Origin of the sequence: Burkholderia perseverans, assembly GCF_022870505.1 — a bacterium.
GTDB lineage: Bacteria > Pseudomonadota > Gammaproteobacteria > Burkholderiales > Burkholderiaceae > Burkholderia > Burkholderia plantarii.
This window is the reverse complement of sequence record NZ_CP045094.1, coordinates 1,218,609-1,234,645: the sequence shown is the minus strand read 5'-3', so window position 1 is coordinate 1,234,645 and position 16,037 is coordinate 1,218,609. Positions and strand designations below refer to the sequence as shown.

Annotated in this window: 15 protein-coding genes; 3 read left to right on the top strand and 12 right to left on the bottom strand. The window is 69.8% G+C overall.

All coding sequences use genetic code 11. The features are described from left to right. Window positions 1-12: 12 nt before the first annotated feature. Window positions 13-1,521 carry an HDOD domain-containing protein gene (locus BpN12_RS20190; protein ID WP_246797227.1) on the top strand — a complete coding sequence of 503 codons (1,509 nt, stop codon included), beginning with the start codon at window positions 13-15 and terminating at the stop codon, window positions 1,519-1,521. 140 nt (window positions 1,522-1,661) lie between these two features. Here BpN12_RS20190 and BpN12_RS20185 read toward each other — a convergent pair whose 3' ends face one another. The 11 genes from BpN12_RS20185 to BpN12_RS20135 all read right to left on the bottom strand — a co-directional run bounded on the left by BpN12_RS20185 (window position 1,662) and on the right by BpN12_RS20135 (window position 13,441). Continuing rightward, on the bottom strand, window positions 1,662-2,459 hold the full coding sequence (locus BpN12_RS20185; RefSeq protein WP_246797226.1) for an ABC transporter substrate-binding protein: 798 nt from the start codon (window positions 2,457-2,459) through the stop codon (window positions 1,662-1,664). A gap of 239 nt (window positions 2,460-2,698) precedes the next feature. Next, on the bottom strand, window positions 2,699-3,781 hold the full coding sequence (gene astE, locus BpN12_RS20180; protein ID WP_246797225.1) for a succinylglutamate desuccinylase: 1,083 nt from the start codon (window positions 3,779-3,781) through the stop codon (window positions 2,699-2,701). After that, complete coding sequence (astB, locus tag BpN12_RS20175; protein WP_246797224.1) at window positions 3,765-5,117, bottom strand: N-succinylarginine dihydrolase; 1,353 nt, start codon at window positions 5,115-5,117, stop codon at window positions 3,765-3,767. The genes astE and astB overlap by 17 nt, the downstream gene beginning before the upstream one ends. A 13-nt stretch (window positions 5,118-5,130) precedes the next feature. Beyond that, window positions 5,131-6,594: a succinylglutamate-semialdehyde dehydrogenase gene (gene astD / locus BpN12_RS20170; RefSeq protein ID WP_246797223.1), complete on the bottom strand. Its 1,464-nt coding sequence runs from the start codon at window positions 6,592-6,594 to the stop codon at window positions 5,131-5,133. A gap of 4 nt (window positions 6,595-6,598) precedes the next feature. Then, window positions 6,599-7,630 (bottom strand): arginine N-succinyltransferase, encoded by a 1,032-nt coding sequence (astA, locus tag BpN12_RS20165; protein ID WP_246797222.1) that lies wholly within the window; start codon window positions 7,628-7,630, stop codon window positions 6,599-6,601. Next, window positions 7,627-8,754 (bottom strand): arginine/ornithine succinyltransferase subunit alpha, encoded by a 1,128-nt coding sequence (gene aruF, locus BpN12_RS20160; protein ID WP_246797221.1) that lies wholly within the window; start codon window positions 8,752-8,754, stop codon window positions 7,627-7,629. Before aruF ends, astA begins: the two co-directional genes overlap by 4 nt. A 25-nt stretch (window positions 8,755-8,779) precedes the next feature. Continuing rightward, window positions 8,780-10,000 carry an aspartate aminotransferase family protein gene (locus tag BpN12_RS20155; protein WP_246797220.1) on the bottom strand — a complete coding sequence of 407 codons (1,221 nt, stop codon included), beginning with the start codon at window positions 9,998-10,000 and terminating at the stop codon, window positions 8,780-8,782. Between the two features lie 163 nt (window positions 10,001-10,163). Beyond that, a complete protein-coding gene (locus BpN12_RS20150) occupies window positions 10,164-11,207 on the bottom strand; it encodes a GlxA family transcriptional regulator (protein WP_246797219.1) in 1,044 nt (347 codons plus the stop codon). A gap of 13 nt (window positions 11,208-11,220) precedes the next feature. Further along, window positions 11,221-12,015, bottom strand: a complete 795-nt coding sequence (locus BpN12_RS20145; RefSeq protein WP_246797218.1) for an ABC transporter ATP-binding protein — start codon at window positions 12,013-12,015, stop codon at window positions 11,221-11,223. A gap of 26 nt (window positions 12,016-12,041) precedes the next feature. Further along, window positions 12,042-12,755, bottom strand: coding sequence for an ABC transporter permease (locus tag BpN12_RS20140; RefSeq protein ID WP_246797217.1), 714 nt, complete (start codon window positions 12,753-12,755; stop codon window positions 12,042-12,044). After that, window positions 12,752-13,441 (bottom strand): ABC transporter permease, encoded by a 690-nt coding sequence (locus tag BpN12_RS20135; RefSeq protein ID WP_042624263.1) that lies wholly within the window; start codon window positions 13,439-13,441, stop codon window positions 12,752-12,754. The genes BpN12_RS20140 and BpN12_RS20135 overlap by 4 nt, the downstream gene beginning before the upstream one ends. 557 nt (window positions 13,442-13,998) lie before the next feature. Here BpN12_RS20135 and BpN12_RS20130 point away from each other — a divergent pair. Together BpN12_RS20130 and BpN12_RS20125 are read left to right on the top strand one after the other, a co-directional pair. Then, complete coding sequence (locus BpN12_RS20130; RefSeq protein ID WP_246797216.1) at window positions 13,999-14,649, top strand: hypothetical protein; 651 nt, start codon at window positions 13,999-14,001, stop codon at window positions 14,647-14,649. Continuing rightward, on the top strand, window positions 14,642-15,388 hold the full coding sequence (locus BpN12_RS20125; protein WP_246797215.1) for a Fic family protein: 747 nt from the start codon (window positions 14,642-14,644) through the stop codon (window positions 15,386-15,388). Before BpN12_RS20130 ends, BpN12_RS20125 begins: the two co-directional genes overlap by 8 nt. Window positions 15,389-15,415: 27 nt before the next feature. Here BpN12_RS20125 and bamE read toward each other — a convergent pair whose 3' ends face one another. Beyond that, window positions 15,416-15,988 (bottom strand): outer membrane protein assembly factor BamE domain-containing protein, encoded by a 573-nt coding sequence (gene bamE, locus BpN12_RS20120; RefSeq protein ID WP_246797214.1) that lies wholly within the window; start codon window positions 15,986-15,988, stop codon window positions 15,416-15,418. Between the last annotated feature and the right edge of the window lie 49 nt (window positions 15,989-16,037).

The window sequence follows — 16,037 nt, the reverse complement described above, 5'->3', positions numbered from 1 at the left end:
AGCCATAACCGTATGACGACATTCACCGAACACCTGCCGAAAGCAGCGCTGCTCGACAAGCTGTGGGCACGCATGAACGAGCGTGGCGATTTTCCGATGCTGTCGGATTCGCTGCGCGCGACGATGGCCGCAATCGACGGCGACAATCTCGATTTCACGGCGCTGGTCGGCGTCGTGCTGTCCGACTTCGCGCTGACCCAGAAGGTGATCCGGCTCGCGAACTCGGCGATGTACATCGCGTTCGGCGGCAACATCACCACCGTGACCCGCGCCCTGATGGTGCTGGGCATGGATGCGGTCGGCCACCTGGTGGTCGGCCTCAAGCTCGTCGACCATTTCCACCAGAGCGCCTCGCAGCGCATCGACGCGAAGCTCGAACTGAACCGTGCGCTGCTCTCGGGCTGCGTGGCGCGCCGCCTGACCGAGGATTCCGACCTGCGCGCCGGCGAGGAAGCCACCGTCTGCACGCTGATGCGCCAGGTCGGCAAGCTGCTGGTGGTGTTCTACCTCGACGGCGAATGGGATGCGATCCGCCAGCGCGCGGCCGAGCTCGGCGTCGACGAGGCCGCGGCCTGCGCCGACGTGCTCGGCGTGGGCTTCGACGAGATCGGCCGCGAAGCCGCCACGCGCTGGCGGCTGCCCGACACGATCCGCGCCAGCATCGCCCCGTTCGATCCGCACGAGGAGCCTGAGGGCCATGGCGACCTCGACGCGCATATCGACCGCGCCGATCACGAGCGGCGCCAGTGGCTGCGCGCCGTCAGCGACTGCTCGACCGAGGTGGCGGCCGTGATGACCGCGCCCGGCCTCACCACGGTGCAGCGCGACGCGCGCCTGGCCGCGCTCGCGCAGCGCTTCACGCCGACGCTCGACATCGACGCGGACGCGCTGCTGGAGATCGCGCGCGAACTCGCGCTCGACGAGACCAGCGACACCGTGCTGCGCGAGATCGTCGCCCTGCGCGCCAACGCGGCCGCGCTCGAACGCGCCGCGGCCGAACCGCAGGCGACGCTCGACACGGGCCTGGCCGATCTGCGCGCCCTGCCGTCCGAGAACCATCAGGAGCCGGTGCTCGCGCTCGCCTCCGAAAGCGTGCTGGCCAGCCTCGCACTGAGCCGCACGGTGATGTTCGTGCGCGGCGAGGACGGCACGTTCGCCGCGAAGCTCGGCTTCGGCTACGGCGTCGAGGCCGCGCTCGGCCGGATGCGCTTTCACGAGACCTTCGAGCCCGACGTGTTCCATCTGGCGATCTCGAACTCGGTCGGCATCTTCATCGAGGACGCGCACGAGCCGAAGATGCTGCGGCGCCTGCCGGGCTGGTACCGCGACACGTTCCACAACGTCCACGGCTTCGTGCTGCTGCCGGTGCGCGCCGGCGAGCGTTGCGTCGCGCTGCTCTACGGCGACTGGTCCGGCGCGCAGCCGACCCGGCGCATCTCGCATCGCGACATGGCCACGCTGAACCACATCGGCGTCGAACTGGGCCGCTTCTTCACGAAGTCCGACACCGGCATGGCCTGAGCGCCGATACGTTCATATCGAAACGACCGGCGCGAAGGCCGGCCGAAAGCCCGTGAAAAAGGCCGGCGCTGCGGAACTGCCCCCCTCGATCGGGAGCGCCGGCCTTTCTGTTTTGGCGGCGTCGGACGCGCCGCATCCGCTTACTTCAGCACCACCGGGACGCTGAAATACTTCTTCGCGAGCGCATCGATCGTGCCGTCCGCCTTCAGTTCCTTCAGCGCCTGGTTGAGCGCGGCGCGCAGCGCCGTGTCGTTCTTGCGCAGGCCGTAGCCGACGCCCGTGCCGAGGATCTCGGCATCCACCACCTGCGGGCCGGCGAACGCGAAGCCGGCGGCCTGCGGCTTCGACAGGAAGCCCTTGGCACCCGCTTCCGAATCCTGGAACGTCGCGTCGAGCCGGCCCGACTGCAAGTCGGCGTAGGCCAGATCCTGGGTCTGGTACGGCACCACCTCGACGCCGGCCGGCGCCCAGCGCGCCTTCGCGTAGGCTTCCTGGATCGTGCCCTGCAGCACGCCCACGCGCTTGCCCTTCAGCGAGGCCGGCGTCGGCAGCAGGCCGCTGCCCTTCTTCGCGATCAGCTGGTTCGGGATCGAGTAGATCGGATCGGTGAACGCGATCGCGTGCAGCCGCTGCGGCGTGATCGTCATGTCGGAGTTGATCGCGTCGAACTTGCGCGCCTGCAGCGCCGGGATCAGGCCGTCGAAGTCGTTCTCGACCCACACGCACGGCACTTTCAGCTTCGCGCAGACGGCATTGCCGACATCGACGTCGAAACCGGCGAGCTTGCCGTCGGGCGTCTTGTATTCGAACGGCGCATACGACGCCTCGACGCCGAAACGGATCTGCTTGAGGTCGGCCGCGTGCGCGCCCGACAGGGTGGACACCGCGGCGGCCGTCGCCACCGCGCATGCGGCCATCTTTCGCCAGTTCAACTTCATTGGGATGCTCTCCTCGCTATTGCTTCAGTCAGGGTGCTACGACAACCGGACCGGCCGCGCCTCGTGGGCGCGCCGTCCGGACCAACGCGTGGGCGGCGGATGCCGCCGCGAGGGCGCGATTGTACCGCCATGCGAGGCCGACCCCGCGCCCGGTGCCGCGCGCGATATCGGCGCGATGTCGGGCGGGCCGGACGGTTCGGCTCGTGCTCCGCCATGTGACGTCGACGCCGGGCGTGAAGTCAGCCGGGCGCGGCCGGCGTGGCCGCGGTCGTCTCGACCACCAACAGCCCGGCGCGCAGGCCCGGCTTGACCGACGGGTTCGGAAACACGATGCGCTCCTCGTCATGCGACACCAGGTAGCGGTAGTCGCCGTCGCGCGCGAGCAGCGTGCCGCGCGCGAACGGCGTGAAGTTCGGCACGTCGCGCGCGACGAACAGCTCGAACGCCTCGCTCTGCTTCGTGATCTGGCCGATCACGGTGAACACGCGCGGCAGCGCAACGGCGGCAGCCGTGTCCGCACCGGACCCGGCACCGGCGATCAGCCGCCGCAGCGCGGCGTCGGCGCCGGCGAAACGCGTCAGGTCGTTCTGCCCGAACGGCCGCACCTTGCCCAGTTCGAGCGTGCAGGCCAGCGCCCCGCAGGCGCTCGCCGTGAACTGCGAGTAGGTGTTGCCGCGCTCGGTGTGCAGCAGCACGGCGGGAATCCGCGCCGCGCCGAACCAGTCGAGCAGCGCGCGCGACGGCGCCTCGCCCGTGTGCGGCAGCAGCGCGAACTGCTCGAACGCCGAGGCGCGAATCGCGGTATGCAGGTCGAGGTGCCAGCGCGCGGCGCGCCGCCCCGGCGCCGGCGCGAAGAACTCGACGGCGGCCGCCTCGAGCCGGGCCGCGCGCGGTGCGTCGCGGCTGCCGGCGAGCGCGGCATGGCGGCCGTTGAACAGGCGGTTCAGGTCGTCGTCGAGATAGCGCGTGCCGGCGCGCATCGCGGCCGGATGGCCGAACCCGATCAACAGCCGGCAGGCGAGCGGCAGCGCGCCATGCGCGAGGTCGCGCACGATCGCCGACAGCAGCTCGATCGGCGCCGTCTCGTCGCCGTGTACGCCGGCCGAGATCAGCAGCGCGTGCGGGGCCGCCGCGTTCGCCTCGTTCACGTCGAGCGGCCGCGCCGGCGTGAATTCGAGCAGCCCCTCGCCGCGCCACGCGTAATGCACCACGCCGCCCGCGCAGACGCCTTCGGCTACATCCGGCGTGTCGCCCGCGAGCACACTCGCGAGGAAATCATCAAGCCAGGCGGGCACGCCGCCGCGATCAGCGCTGGAAGTCATAGAGCGAGCCCAGCCGCAGGATCTGCGTCAGTTCGTCGAGCGCGGTGCGCGATTCATCGAGCAGCGCCGGATCGGCCAGGTCGGACGGCGCGAGCCGGTCGCGATAGTGCCGCTCGATCCAGGCGTCGAGCGAGCCGAACAGCGCGTCGTCGATCCAGACCCTGGGCCGCACCGCGGCGCGCTCGGCGTCGTTCAGCACCACGCGCAGCCGCAGGCAGGCCGGGCCGCCGCCGTTCTTCATGCTCTCGCGCAGGTCGAACACCCGCACCTCGTCGATCGGCCCGTGGCCGGCCGCGAGCGCGTCGAGGTAGCGCGCCACGCGCTCGTTCTCGCGGCACTCCTGGGGCACCACCAGCACCTGCCTGCCGTCGGCGCGCGTCAGCAGCTGGCTGTTGAACAGGTAGGAGCCGACCGCGTCGGCCACGCTGACCGCCGCGTCGGGCACCTCCAGCACCTTCAGCTGCGCGCCGCGCGCGTCGAGCGCGTCGCGCAGCGCGTCGTACACGGCCTGCCGCTCCGCGAACGCGAGCTCGTGGCAGAACAGCGTGTCGCGATTGCCGACCGCGATCACGTCGTTGTGGAACACGCCCGCGTCGATCACCTCGGGGTTCTGCAGCGCGTAGACGGTCGCCGCCTCGGCCAGCCCGTGCCGTTGCGCGACGGCGCGGCTCGCCTCGAAGGTCTGGCGCGCCGGGAAGCGCTTCGGTTCCGGCCCGCGCCGGTATTCGCTGCGGCCGTAGACGAAGAACGCCACGCCGGCCGCGCCGTACTCGCTGCAAAAGCGCGTGTGGTTGGCCGCACCCTCGTCGCCGAGCGCCGGCGTGCCGGGCAGCGCGTCGTGAACCACGAAGCGCGCCTCGTCGGCGAAGATCGCCGACAGCGTGCGGCGCGTCGCCTCGTGCTCGATCGCGCGGTGCAGCTTGCTGCACAGGTTGGCCGGCGTGAAGTGGACCCGGCCGTCGCCGGTGTCGGCCGACGGGCTCACGGTGGCCGCGTTGGCGGTCCACATCGCCGAAGCCGAGCTCGCGGCGGCCAGCAGCTCGGGCGCCTGCCGCGCGGCCTTGGCGATCACGTCGGCGTCCTTGCCCGAGAAGCCCAGCTCGCGCAGCAGGCGCAGCGACGGCCGCTCCTGCGGCGGCAGCACGCCCTGCGCGAAGCCGAGGTCGGCCAGCTGCTTCATCTTGCGCAGCCCCTGCCTGGCGGCCGCCTTCGGGTTCGCGGCCGACTTCTCGTTGTTCAGCGACGCGACGTTGCCGAACGACAGCCCCGCGTAGTTGTGGGTCGGGCCGACCAGCCCGTCGAAATTCGCCTCGATGGCGTGTCCAGTTGCGTTCATGGTCGTATTCCGCTCAGAAATGAAGGCCGGGCGAGAGGCTCGCCGGCATCTGCAGTCGTTCGCTCTCGACCGAGGCCATCGGGTACGCGCAGTAGTCCGCCGCGTAATAGGCGCTCGGCCGGTAGTTGCCCGAGCGGCCGGTGCCGCCGAACGGCGCGGCCGACGAGGCGCCGTTGGTGGGCCGGTTCCAGTTCACGATGCCGGCGCGCACGCCGCGGCTGAACTGCTCCCAGGCCCGCGCGTCGTCGGACAGCAGGCCCGCCGACAGGCCGTAGGCGGTGTCGTTGGCGCGCTCGATCGCCTCGTCGAGCGTGCGGTAGCGGATCACCTGCGCGAGCGGGCCGAAATGCTCGACGTCGGGCAGCTCGCGCACCGCGCTCACGTCGAGGATCGCCGCGTTGACGAAACCGAGCCGCGCGTCGCGCTGCGTCATCGCGATCAGCGGCGTCGCGCCGGCCGCGAGCAGCGCGTCCTGCGCCGCCACCAGCCGCGCCGCCGCGCGCGCCGAGATCACCGCGCCCATGAACGGCTGCGGATCGGCGTCGAAGCGATCGGCCGTGATGGCTGCCGTCACTTCGATGAAGCGCGCCAGGAACCGCTCGCCCTGCGCGCCCTCGGGCACGAAGATGCGGCGCGCGCAGGTGCAGCGCTGCCCGGCCGACAGGAACGCCGACTGGATCGTGTGATGGACGGCCGCGTCGAGGTCGGCCAGCTCGCCGATCACGAGCGGATTGTTGCCGCCCATCTCGAGCGCGAGCACGATCTCGGGCCGCCCGCCGAACTGGCGGTGCAGCAGCGTGCCGGTGTCGGAGCTGCCGGTGAAGAACAGCCCGTCGATCTGGCGATGGTTGGCCAGCGCGACGCCGGTGTCCTTCTCGCCCTGCACCAGGTTCAGCACGCCGGGCGGCAGCCCCGCGTCGCGCCACGCCTCGACGGTGGCCTGCGCCACGCCGGGCGCCAGCTCCGACGGCTTGAACACCACCGCGTTGCCGGCGATCAGCGCCGGCACGATGTGCCCGTTCGGCAGATGGCCCGGGAAGTTGTACGGGCCGAACACGGCCACCACGCCATGCGGGCGGTGCCGCAGCACGGCCGTGCCGTCGGCCAGCGGCGCGCGCTTCTCGCCGGTGCGTTCGTGGTACGACTGGATCGAGATGTCGACCTTGGCGGCCATCGTCGCGACCTCGGTGCGCGCTTCCCAGAGCGGCTTGCCGGTCTCGCGGCCGATCGCGGCGGCGAGCGCCTCCTTGCGTTCGCCGAGGATCGCGGCGAAGCGCTGGACGATCGCGATGCGCGCGTCGAGCCCGAGCGCGGACCAGGCCGCGAACGCGCGGCGCGCGCTCGACACGGCGCGCTCGACGTCGGCGGCCGAGGCGCTCGCGCCGCGCCAGACCACCTCGTCGGTGCCGGGGTTGCGCGAGACGAATTCGGGACCGCTGCCGGCGAGCCAGTCGCCGTCGATGAAGAGTTCGGACATGGCGTTATCTCGGTTGTGACTTGAGCGCGTAGACGCGCGCCGGCTCGCCCGCGCGCAGGCCGAGCGCGGCGGCGTCGGCGGCCGACAGCACGAAGCGGCCGTCGGCGACTTCGCCCGGCGCCGCGCCGACGCGGAAATCGGCCAGCGAGGTGTTCGACACCAGCGCGCGCGGGCCGCCCTCGACCGCCTCGGGCGTGCCGATCTCGACCGGCACCAGCACGCTGTCGCGCACCGTGCGCAGATCGCCGACATGGCATTCGAGCACCGGGCCGGCATCGAAGATGTCGACGTGGTTCTGGTAGCGCAGCCCCTCGGCCTCGAGCATGCGGCGCGCGGGCAGCGTGTCGCGATGCGTGAGCCCGACGCAGTCCTGCGCGTCCTGCGGCAGCAGGTCGACGTAGACGGGAAAGCGCGGCATCAGCTCGGCCAGGAACGACTTGCGGCCGTGCGAACTGAGATAATCGGCCGCGTTGAAGTCGATCTGGTAGAAGTGCGAGCCGACCGCGCGCCAGAACGGCGAGGTGCCCTGCTCGTCGAAATGGCCGCGCAGCTCGGCGCAGATGCGCTCCGGAAAGCGCTCGCGGAACTGCGCGATGAACATGAAGCGCGAGCGCGACAGCAGCCCGCCCACGCCGGCCGTGCGGTAGCGCGGGCTCAGGAACAGCGAGCAGACCTCGGCGTAGCCGGTCAGGTCGTGCGAGATGTTGAGCAGCGACATGCGGGTCCAGACGCCGAGATCCTGGCTCGCATGCACCACCGTGCTGACGCGGTAGTTGTAGAACGGCTGGGCGAGCCCGACCTCGGTCTCGATCCCGCACACGCCGGCGATGTCGCCGCTGGCGGTGTCCTCCATCACGAAGAAGTAGCCGGCCTCGGCCGGCGCCGCGCTGCCGTCGAGCGTGCGGCGCGTGCGCTCGATGCGCGCGGCCAGCGCGTCGCGGTCGGGCTTGAAGGTGGTCAGGCCGGGGCCGGTTTCCTGCGCGAGCGCGACGAGTGCGTCGACGTCGCCGGTGCGCACGACTCGAACGACGATCATCGCGATTCTCCAGACAGGGCGTGGGCGGAAGCCTCGGCGTCGGCGCGCCGGTGCAGCGGCACGCAGTAGACCGTGTCGCCGTCGATCACGCCGAGCGTCGCGCGCGCGGCGGCGTCGAGCGGCGCGACGTCGCCGCGGCTCACGCTGGCCGCGTCGGGCAGGTCGGCCAGCACGCAGCGAAACGCGTCGCCGGCGCCGGCCGACACCAGGTGCGTGGCGCCGGCGCGCGCGGCTTGGCCGCCGTGCGCGCGGTCGATGCCGTTCGCATCCTGCGCGGCATCGGCCGCGCGCACCGTGCGCGCGCTGCCGTGCGTGACGCAGGCGGTGCGGTCGATCTGCGCCGTCAGCACCGGGCCGGCGTCGAAGATGTCGACGTAGCGGTCCGGTTCGAAGCCTTCCTCGAGATGGATGTCGTAGGCGAGCAGGCCGTTCTCGTTCGGCTCGCCGAGCACGCGCTGCGCGGCCTCGGGCAGCAGCGGCACGTACACCGGGTAGACCGGCATCACCTCGGCGATGAAGGTGCGGCTGCGCCCGCCCGACTCGACCTCGATGTCGGCGAAGTCGCGCCGGAAGAACTTGCGGCCCACCGCCTCCCAGAACGGCGAGGCGCCCTGCGCGTCGGTCACGCCGAGCAGCAGCGAGAACACCTCGGGCGTGAAGCGGCGGCGGTTCGCGGCGATGTACATCATGCGCGCGCGCGACACCAGGTGCGCGGCCGCGTCGCCGCGCAGCGCCGGATCGACGTAGAAGCCCGCCAGCCGGCTCTTGCCGGTCAACTCGTGCGACATGGTCAGCGCGTGGATCTTGCGGTTCACGTGCAGCTCGCGCGAGGCGTGGATCAGCGCGTCGTTGCGAAACGCGTAGAACGGTTCCGAATAGCCGGCCGCGGCGACGATGCTCGCGGTGCCGAGCAGGCGGCCCGTTTCGCTGTCCTCGAGCACGAACAGGTAGAACTCCTCGCCGGGAAAATCGGCGTCGGCGCGAAACGAATCCTCCGACAGCGCGACGCGCGCCTCGAGCGCGCGGCGGTCGTGCGGCAGCGAATGCAGCACGGGCCGCGCGGTCCGGGCCATCAGCGCCAGCGCGTCGAGGTCGGCAAGCCTGCCGGGGCGTACAAATAGCATCGTCGTTCCCTGGAACGCAGTGGCGTCAGCGCGCGGCGCCGAGCGCCTGTTCGACCGCGCGCGAGAAACGCGCGAGGCCCTCGTCGAGCACGTCGAGCGGGATCACCAGCGACGGCGCGAAGCGCAGCACGTCGGGGCCGGCGATCAGCATGATCACGCCATGTTCGGCCGCCGCGTTGATGAAGTCCTTGGCGCGGCCGGCATGCGCTCCGGTCAGCTCGGCGCCGATCAGCAGGCCCTTGCCGCGGATCTCGCGGAACAGGCCGAAGCGCCCGTCGAGCGCCGCGAGCGTGGCGCGGATCCGCTCGCCGCGCGCCGTCACGCCCGCCAGCAGCGCGGGATCGCTGACCAGCTCGACCACCTTGTCGGCGATCGCGGTGCCGAGCGGATTGCCGCCGTAGGTGGTGCCGTGGACGCCGACCTTGAAGTGCGCCGCGTATTCCTCGGTGGTCAGCATCGCGCCGATCGGGAAGCCGTTGCCGAGCGCCTTCGCGGTGGTCAGCACGTCGGGCGTCACGCCCGTGTCCATGTACGCGTAGAAATGGCCGGTGCGGCCCACGCCGGTCTGCACCTCGTCGAAGATCAGCAGCGCGCCGTGCGCGTCGCAGGCCTCGCGCAGCGCCTTCAGGAACGCCGGATCGGCCGGCAGCACGCCGCCCTCGCCCTGGATCGGCTCGACGATCACCGCGCAGGTGCGCGGGCCGATCGCGGCCTGCGCAGCCGCGATGTCGTTGTAGGGCAGATGGTGGATGCCGTCCGGCTTCGGCCCGAAGCCGTCCGAATACTTCGGCTGGCCGCCCACGCTGACCGTGAAGAAGGTGCGGCCGTGGAACGACTGCGCGAACGAGACGATCTCGTACTTGTCGGCGCCGAAGCGCTCGAACGCGACGCGGCGCGCGAGCTTCAGCGCCGCCTCGTTGGCCTCGGCGCCCGAGTTCGCGAAGAACGCGCGGTCGGCGAAGGTCAGCGCTTCGAGGCGCTTCGCGAGCCGCAGCACCGGCTCGTTGGTGTAGCCGTTGCCGATGTGCCAGAGCTTGCGGCCCTGCTCGTCGAGTACCTTGAGCAGCTCGGGATGGCCATGGCCGAGCGCCGTCACCGCGATGCCGCCGGCGAAATCGACGTAGTCCTTGCCGTCGGTGTCCCACACGCGCGAGCCTTCGCCGCGGTCGGGCACGAACGGGGCCGGCGAGAACACCGGCACCATCACGTCATCGAAAGTCTGTCGGGTCACGTCCGGGCGAGTCATGGCGCCTCCTTCATTCAGAAATCACAGGGTTCAGTGTAGGCAAGCGGCCGGCAATCGTCTTGCGCATTTGCGACGGATTCTGTCGGCAAGGCCGGCCGCCTCGCCCGGCACTGGCACCGGCGTCCGCGCGCGGCATGGCGGGCCGCGCACGAAGCGTTCCGCTTCAGCCGTCGTCACGCTCCACCAGCGCGCCCGCGCGCGGCTCGCTCGCGCCGCCGTGCTGCTTTTCGAGCCAGGCGCGGCGGTCCTCGCGCGGCGTCACGCCGAAGCGCTCGCGGTACGCGTTCGAGAAATGCGCGGCCGACGAGAAGCCGCTCGCGAGGCTGACCTGCACCACCGACTTGCTGGTGCGCTGCAATTGCGTGCGCGCCTTCAACAGCCGCAGGTTCAGGTAATACTTCGACGGCATCGCGCCGAGATACTGGCGGAACAGCCGTTCGAGCTGGCGCCGCGAGATGCCGGACAGCGCGGCGATCTCGTCGGTGGTGAGCGGATCCTCGACGTTCGCCTCCATCAGCTGCAGCGCATCGTTCAGGCGCGGATGGCGCTCGCCCGGCGCCGTCACGAACGGAATCCGCTGGCGCACCTCGCCGCTGCGCGGCGTGCCGCAGCCAAGCGCGTCGGCGATCCGTTCGGGCAGCGCGGGGCCGTGGTCGCGGCCGATCATCGCCAGCATGAAATCAAGGCTGGCCTGGCCGCCCGCGCAGGTCGCGCGATCGCGGTCGATCTCGAAGATCTGCTGCGTGACGATGGTGCGCTCGAACTGCTCGGCGAACTGCTGGTAGGTCTCCCAGTTCACGGCCACCCGGTAGCCCGCCAGCTGCCCCGCCATCGCGAGCCACCAGACGCCGTGATGGATGCCGGTGACGAGCGGCGTGCGCTGGCCCACGCGCGCGAGGCTCGCGAGGAACAGCCGATAGTCGGCGAATTGCTGGAACCGTTCGCTGACGACGATCAACCAGTCGCAGGCGACGGCGTCGTTGAACGCCGCGTCGGCGGCCCACGACGCGCCGCCCGCGAGCGGCACCGGCCGGCCGTCCCACGAGCAGACCTGCCAGCGGTACAGCGCGCGGCCGTCGATCTCGTTGGCGAGCGCGAGCGCATCGACGATCGGGCCGACGCCCGACATCGACACCGGCGGCAGCGCGACGATCGCGACCTGCGTGGCGCGCGCGGCGCCGCCCGTCCGGCCGGGGGTGGCGGCCATGCGCGGCGCGCCCTTACTTGAGGCTGCCGGACAGGAACTGCCTGAGGCGCTCGCTGTTCGGCCGCGACAGCACCTCGGCGGGATGCCCCTCTTCCTCGGTGCGGCCCTGGTGCAGGAACATGACGTGGTTCGAGACGTTGCGCGCGAAGCCCATCTCGTGCGTGACCACGATCATGGTGCGGCCTTCCTCGGCCAGCTTCTGCATCACCTTCAGCACCTCGCCCACCAGCTCCGGGTCGAGCGCCGAGGTCGGCTCGTCGAACAGCATCACGTCCGGATGCATCGCCAGCGCGCGCGCGATCGCCACGCGCTGCTGCTGGCCGCCCGACAGATGCGACGGATATTGCTTCTCGACGCGCGGCGGCAGGCCGACCTTCTCCAGGTACTCGCGCGCGCGCTCCTCGGCCTCGCGCTTCGACAGCCCGAGCACGTGGACCGGTGCCTCGATCACGTTCTCGAGCACGTTCATGTGCGCCCACAGGTTGAAGTGCTGGAACACCATCGCGAGCTTGGTGCGGATCCGCTGCAGCTGCTTGTGGTCGGCCACGTCGAGCGCGCCGAGCTTGTCGGCGCGGGTGCGGACTTCCTCGCCGTCCACCACGATCCGGCCCGCATTGGGCTTCTCGAGGAAATTGATGCAGCGCAGGAAGGTGCTCTTGCCCGAGCCGCTCGCGCCGATGATGCTGATCACGTCGCCCGCGTGCGCGTCGAGCGACACGCCCTTGAGCACTTCGTTGTCGCCGTAGCGCTTGTGAATGTCGTGCGCCGCGAGCTTGCTGGCGGCGTTCGGCTGCGTGGTCTCTGCCAACTGGCCTCTCCGGAAATGAAGACGATTCAATGACGGCCGGCCGCGAGATACGCGAGCCAGTGGCGCTCGGCCCGGCGAAACGCCGCGACGAGTGCGAACGATACCGCAAGATAGATCAGCGCGGCCACGCCGAACGACTGGAACGCCATGTAGGTGGCCGAGTTCGCGTCGCGCGCGACCTTCAGGATGTCGGGCACGGTGGCCGTGAACGCCACCGTGGTGGCGTGCAGCATCAGGATCACCTCGTTGCTGTAGAGCGGCAGCGCGCGGCGCAGCGCCGAGGGCAGGATCACGCGCCGGTACAGGGTCCAGCCGCCCATGCCGTAGGCGCGCGCCGCCTCCACCTCGCCGTGCGCCGTGGCGCGGATCGCGCCGGCGAAGATCTCGGTGGTGTAGGCGCAGGTGTTCAGCGCGAAGGCCAGCACCGCGCAGTGGAAGCCGCTGCGGAAGAACGCGTCGAGCAGCGAGTGCGAGCGCACGAATTCGAGGCTGTAGATGCCGGTGTAGATCAGCAGCAGCTGCACGTAGAGCGGCGTGCCGCGGAACACATAGGTGTAGAGCCGCACCGGCGTGGACAGCCAGCGCTTGCGCGAGACGCGCGCCACCGCGAGCGGCACCGCGCAGACGAAGCCGGTGCCGATCGACGCCACCAGCAGCCACAGCGTGACCGCGAGGCCGGACAGATGCTGGCCGTCCCAGTAGAGGAACGCGCGGCCGAATTCCTGGAGGATCTCGATCATAGTTCCGCGTGCCTCACGCCGAGCGAGTAGCGCCGCTCCAGCTGCCGCAGCACCAGGTTGGACAGCGTCGTGATCGCCAGATAGATCAGCGCCGCGACGAGGATGAAGAAGAACATGTTGAAGGTGCTCTTGCCCGCGTCCTGCGCGGCCTTGACGACGTCGGCGAGGCCGATGATCGAGACCAGCGCCGTCGCCTTCACGAGCACCTGCCAGTTGTTGCCGATGCCCGGCAGCGCGAAGCGCATCATCTGCGGGAACAGGATCCGCGTGAACACGCGCAGCCCGCTCATGCCGTAGGCCGCGCCCGCCTCCAGCTGGCCGCGCGGCACCGACAGAAACGCGCCGCGAAACGTCTCGGTGAAGTAGGCGCCGTAGATGAAGCCGAGCGTCAGCACACCGGCCACGAACGGGTCGATGTCGATCTGGTCCCAGCCGAGCAGGTCGGTGATCTGGTTCAGCCAGATCTGGATGCTGTAGAACAGCAGCAGCATCAGCACCAGGTCGGGCACCGAGCGGATCAACGTGGTGTAGGCCGTGGCGAGCGCGCGCAGCACGCGGTTCGTCGACAGCTTCGCGACCGCGCCGGCCAGACCGAGCACGACCGCCGCGGCGAGCGAGAGCACCGACAGCTCGATGGTCTGCACGGTGCCCGCCCAGATGACGGGACCGAATCCGTATAGGAACACGCGTGTCTCCGGGTTGCGATGTTGGGATCGGAAGCGCGGCGGCTTCGTCTCGGGAAGCGGCCGTGGCATGCGGCGGATGGTGGCTCGCGAAAAAAACCGGCTCAAAGGGGGCGGGGTTGGGATGTTGCGGCGCAACAATGATGGAGGACGGGATGGCGGGGCGAGGCTTGCCCGGCATGGCGGGGCTCGCGGGTGGCGGGGGTGGATGGCGGACGAGGGTGGCGCGGCGGCGGCCTGCGCGTTTTTGCAGGTTTCGGGTCGCTTTTTCGATAGCGGCGAGGCTTGCCCTGGACGGGACGTCCATGAATCGGCGCGGTGACTCATCCCCCCGCCCGGCCTGCTCTCATGAAAGCCCGGTGGCGCTTGATGCAGGCAGCGGACTCGTCCCCGCAGTGCACCGTGACAGCCTCGGCATGGGCTCCGCGAACCATGAAGATCTTTACGAGAGATGCCGGAAAAACGGCAAGCAATATTCACCTAAGCTGTTGATTGCAGGCAATTTTACTCGCTTGTAAAATAGCATCTTGTTCACCTTATCGACACCCTCGAGGCCCGCCATGAATCTGGACGCCAAGCTCGCGATTTCGCTCGGGAAACGCTCGGGAAACGTGGTGCTGCGCAGCGAATTGAAAGGCCTCGGCAGCCCGTCTCATCTCAGCGACGCGCTCGACAGGCAGATCGACAGGAAAGCGCTGGTCCGGCTCGGGGTCGGCGTGTTTGCGAAGGCGCAGCCCGATGAATCGGGCCGAGCCCGCCTTGCCGCCAGCCATCGCCAGATCCTGAAGGAGTTGTTCGCGAAACTGGGCGCCGAATCGGTCGCCATTACCACCACGCACGAGGCAGGTCGCGAGATTTTCGTCGTGGATACCGGGGCGAAACGCATCGCGCGCAAGATTGGCGGGAAGGGATGGGTCGTGCGCTACGCCGGGCAACCGGCGCAGCGGCTCTCGATCCCCGACGATGTGACGAAGCTGCCGCGCCAGGCCGTCGACCAATACGTGCAGCACCTGGCTCGTCATTTCGGCATCGTCCATCAACGCTCGACACTGGACGACTACGCGGAAGCCGTGACCCGCGCGGCGGGCGACGACGTCACCCCCGATCTGACCGACAAGCTGCTGATCGGCCTGAAGAAAAACAATCACATCAACGCCCGGCAATTCGCACAGCTGACGGTGAATCATCTGCGGGAAAAGAAGCATGTTTGACCCGTTCGGAGATTTCGCGGATCGGGGCTATCTGCGCAATATCACCGGCGCCACGGACCTCGACGAGGTGAAGGTTCTCGAACACAACTTCTTCGAGGCTCATCTCGAGGAAGCGCTCGCGTTCCTGTCCTCCATCGAGGGCGACATCAGCTACGCGCATTTCTGCCGAGTCGATCGCATCCTGTTCGGCGAGTTCTATCCATGGGCGGGCTCCGATCGGCACGCCCTCGGTGTCGGGCGCCTGATCACCAAGGGCCCCGAACACGATTTCGTCCAGTTCGAAGTTTCCGAGCTGTGTTGGAAGGCCATCGAATGGGGGCTCGGCATGGGCAATCATGCTGAAACCATGCGAAGCAAACCTGGCACCGTCATGGGGGCGTTTGCCTGGGCACATCCCTTTCTCGACGGCAACGGCCGAACAATGCTTCTGGTTCATGCCGAACTCGCGCACCGCGCCGGGTTTTCGATCGATTGGGCAAAGTCGCGCAAGGCGGATTATCTCGCGGCGCCGACGCGTGAAATTCGCCAGCCCGATCACCGCCCTCGGGGTCATCTCGACAGTTATCTTGCCTCGCTCGTCGTCCCGTCGTCGTCCATCTCGACGCTCGCCGATTCGCTATCGGCAATTCCGGGGCTCGACGGCCGCTTTTCCGTCAACGCTCCGGAAACCGCGTATGCCGCCCATGACCCCGATGCCGAGCGGCGCTATCGCGAAGCCAAGCACGCACGCGGCGAATGACCATGAATATAGCGAGGGCGACACTTCCTACCGCCCCGCCTCCGCATCCGACCGCGAGGTCGTCGCAACCAGCCCGTCGGCCCCGAAGTGGATGTTGAAGAACGCGTCCTGGTTCACGCCGTCCTCGCGCCAGCGCCAGCTCCAGACCGTCTCCGGCTTGAGCGGATAGCGCGCCACCTCGGTCGGCTTGCCCAGCAGCTGGCGCACCTCGTCCTGCGTCATGCCGGGCTGGATCATCGCGAAGGTCTCGGCCGTGAGCACCTGGGTCGCGCCGAGGTACAGGCCGTTGCGGTCGATGTCGACCATGTAGGTCTCGTCGCCCATCGGGCCGCGCGGATATTCGAGGCGCCGGGAGCCGTCGATCGCCTGCCGCTCGGTCTCGGGCGCGCCGAGCCGCGAGCGCACCTCGGCCTCGGTCGAGACGCCCGGCTTCAGCCCCTTGAGCAGCAGCGGCGCGGGCTGGATCGCGCGGAAGAATTCCTTCAGTCGGTGCACGACGTCCTCGGACTGGCGGCTGTCGCAGCCGCCGAGCAGACAGGTCGCGGCGACCGCCGTGGCCACGAGCCACGGCCGCGCCGGCCGGATAACGAACTCCATCATCGATCGGGTGGCGCGCCGTCGGGCGCGCAAAGCGGAGATCGCACAAGCA

Coding starts and splice junctions, on each gene's coding strand:
- BpN12_RS20190 (WP_246797227.1), top strand. CDS start 13: ATGACGACATTCACCGAACACCTGCCGAAAGCAGCGCTGCTCGACAAG.
- BpN12_RS20185 (WP_246797226.1), bottom strand. CDS start 2,459: ATGAAGTTGAACTGGCGAAAGATGGCCGCATGCGCGGTGGCGACGGCC.
- astE (WP_246797225.1), bottom strand. CDS start 3,781: ATGACTTCCAGCGCTGATCGCGGCGGCGTGCCCGCCTGGCTTGATGAT.
- astB (WP_246797224.1), bottom strand. CDS start 5,117: ATGAACGCAACTGGACACGCCATCGAGGCGAATTTCGACGGGCTGGTC.
- astD (WP_246797223.1), bottom strand. CDS start 6,594: ATGTCCGAACTCTTCATCGACGGCGACTGGCTCGCCGGCAGCGGTCCC.
- astA (WP_246797222.1), bottom strand. CDS start 7,630: ATGATCGTCGTTCGAGTCGTGCGCACCGGCGACGTCGACGCACTCGTC.
- aruF (WP_246797221.1), bottom strand. CDS start 8,754: ATGCTATTTGTACGCCCCGGCAGGCTTGCCGACCTCGACGCGCTGGCG.
- BpN12_RS20155 (WP_246797220.1), bottom strand. CDS start 10,000: ATGACTCGCCCGGACGTGACCCGACAGACTTTCGATGACGTGATGGTG.
- BpN12_RS20150 (WP_246797219.1), bottom strand. CDS start 11,207: ATGGCCGCCACCCCCGGCCGGACGGGCGGCGCCGCGCGCGCCACGCAG.
- BpN12_RS20140 (WP_246797217.1), bottom strand. CDS start 12,755: ATGATCGAGATCCTCCAGGAATTCGGCCGCGCGTTCCTCTACTGGGAC.
- BpN12_RS20130 (WP_246797216.1), top strand. CDS start 13,999: ATGAATCTGGACGCCAAGCTCGCGATTTCGCTCGGGAAACGCTCGGGA.
- BpN12_RS20125 (WP_246797215.1), top strand. CDS start 14,642: ATGTTTGACCCGTTCGGAGATTTCGCGGATCGGGGCTATCTGCGCAAT.
- bamE (WP_246797214.1), bottom strand. CDS start 15,988: ATGATGGAGTTCGTTATCCGGCCGGCGCGGCCGTGGCTCGTGGCCACG.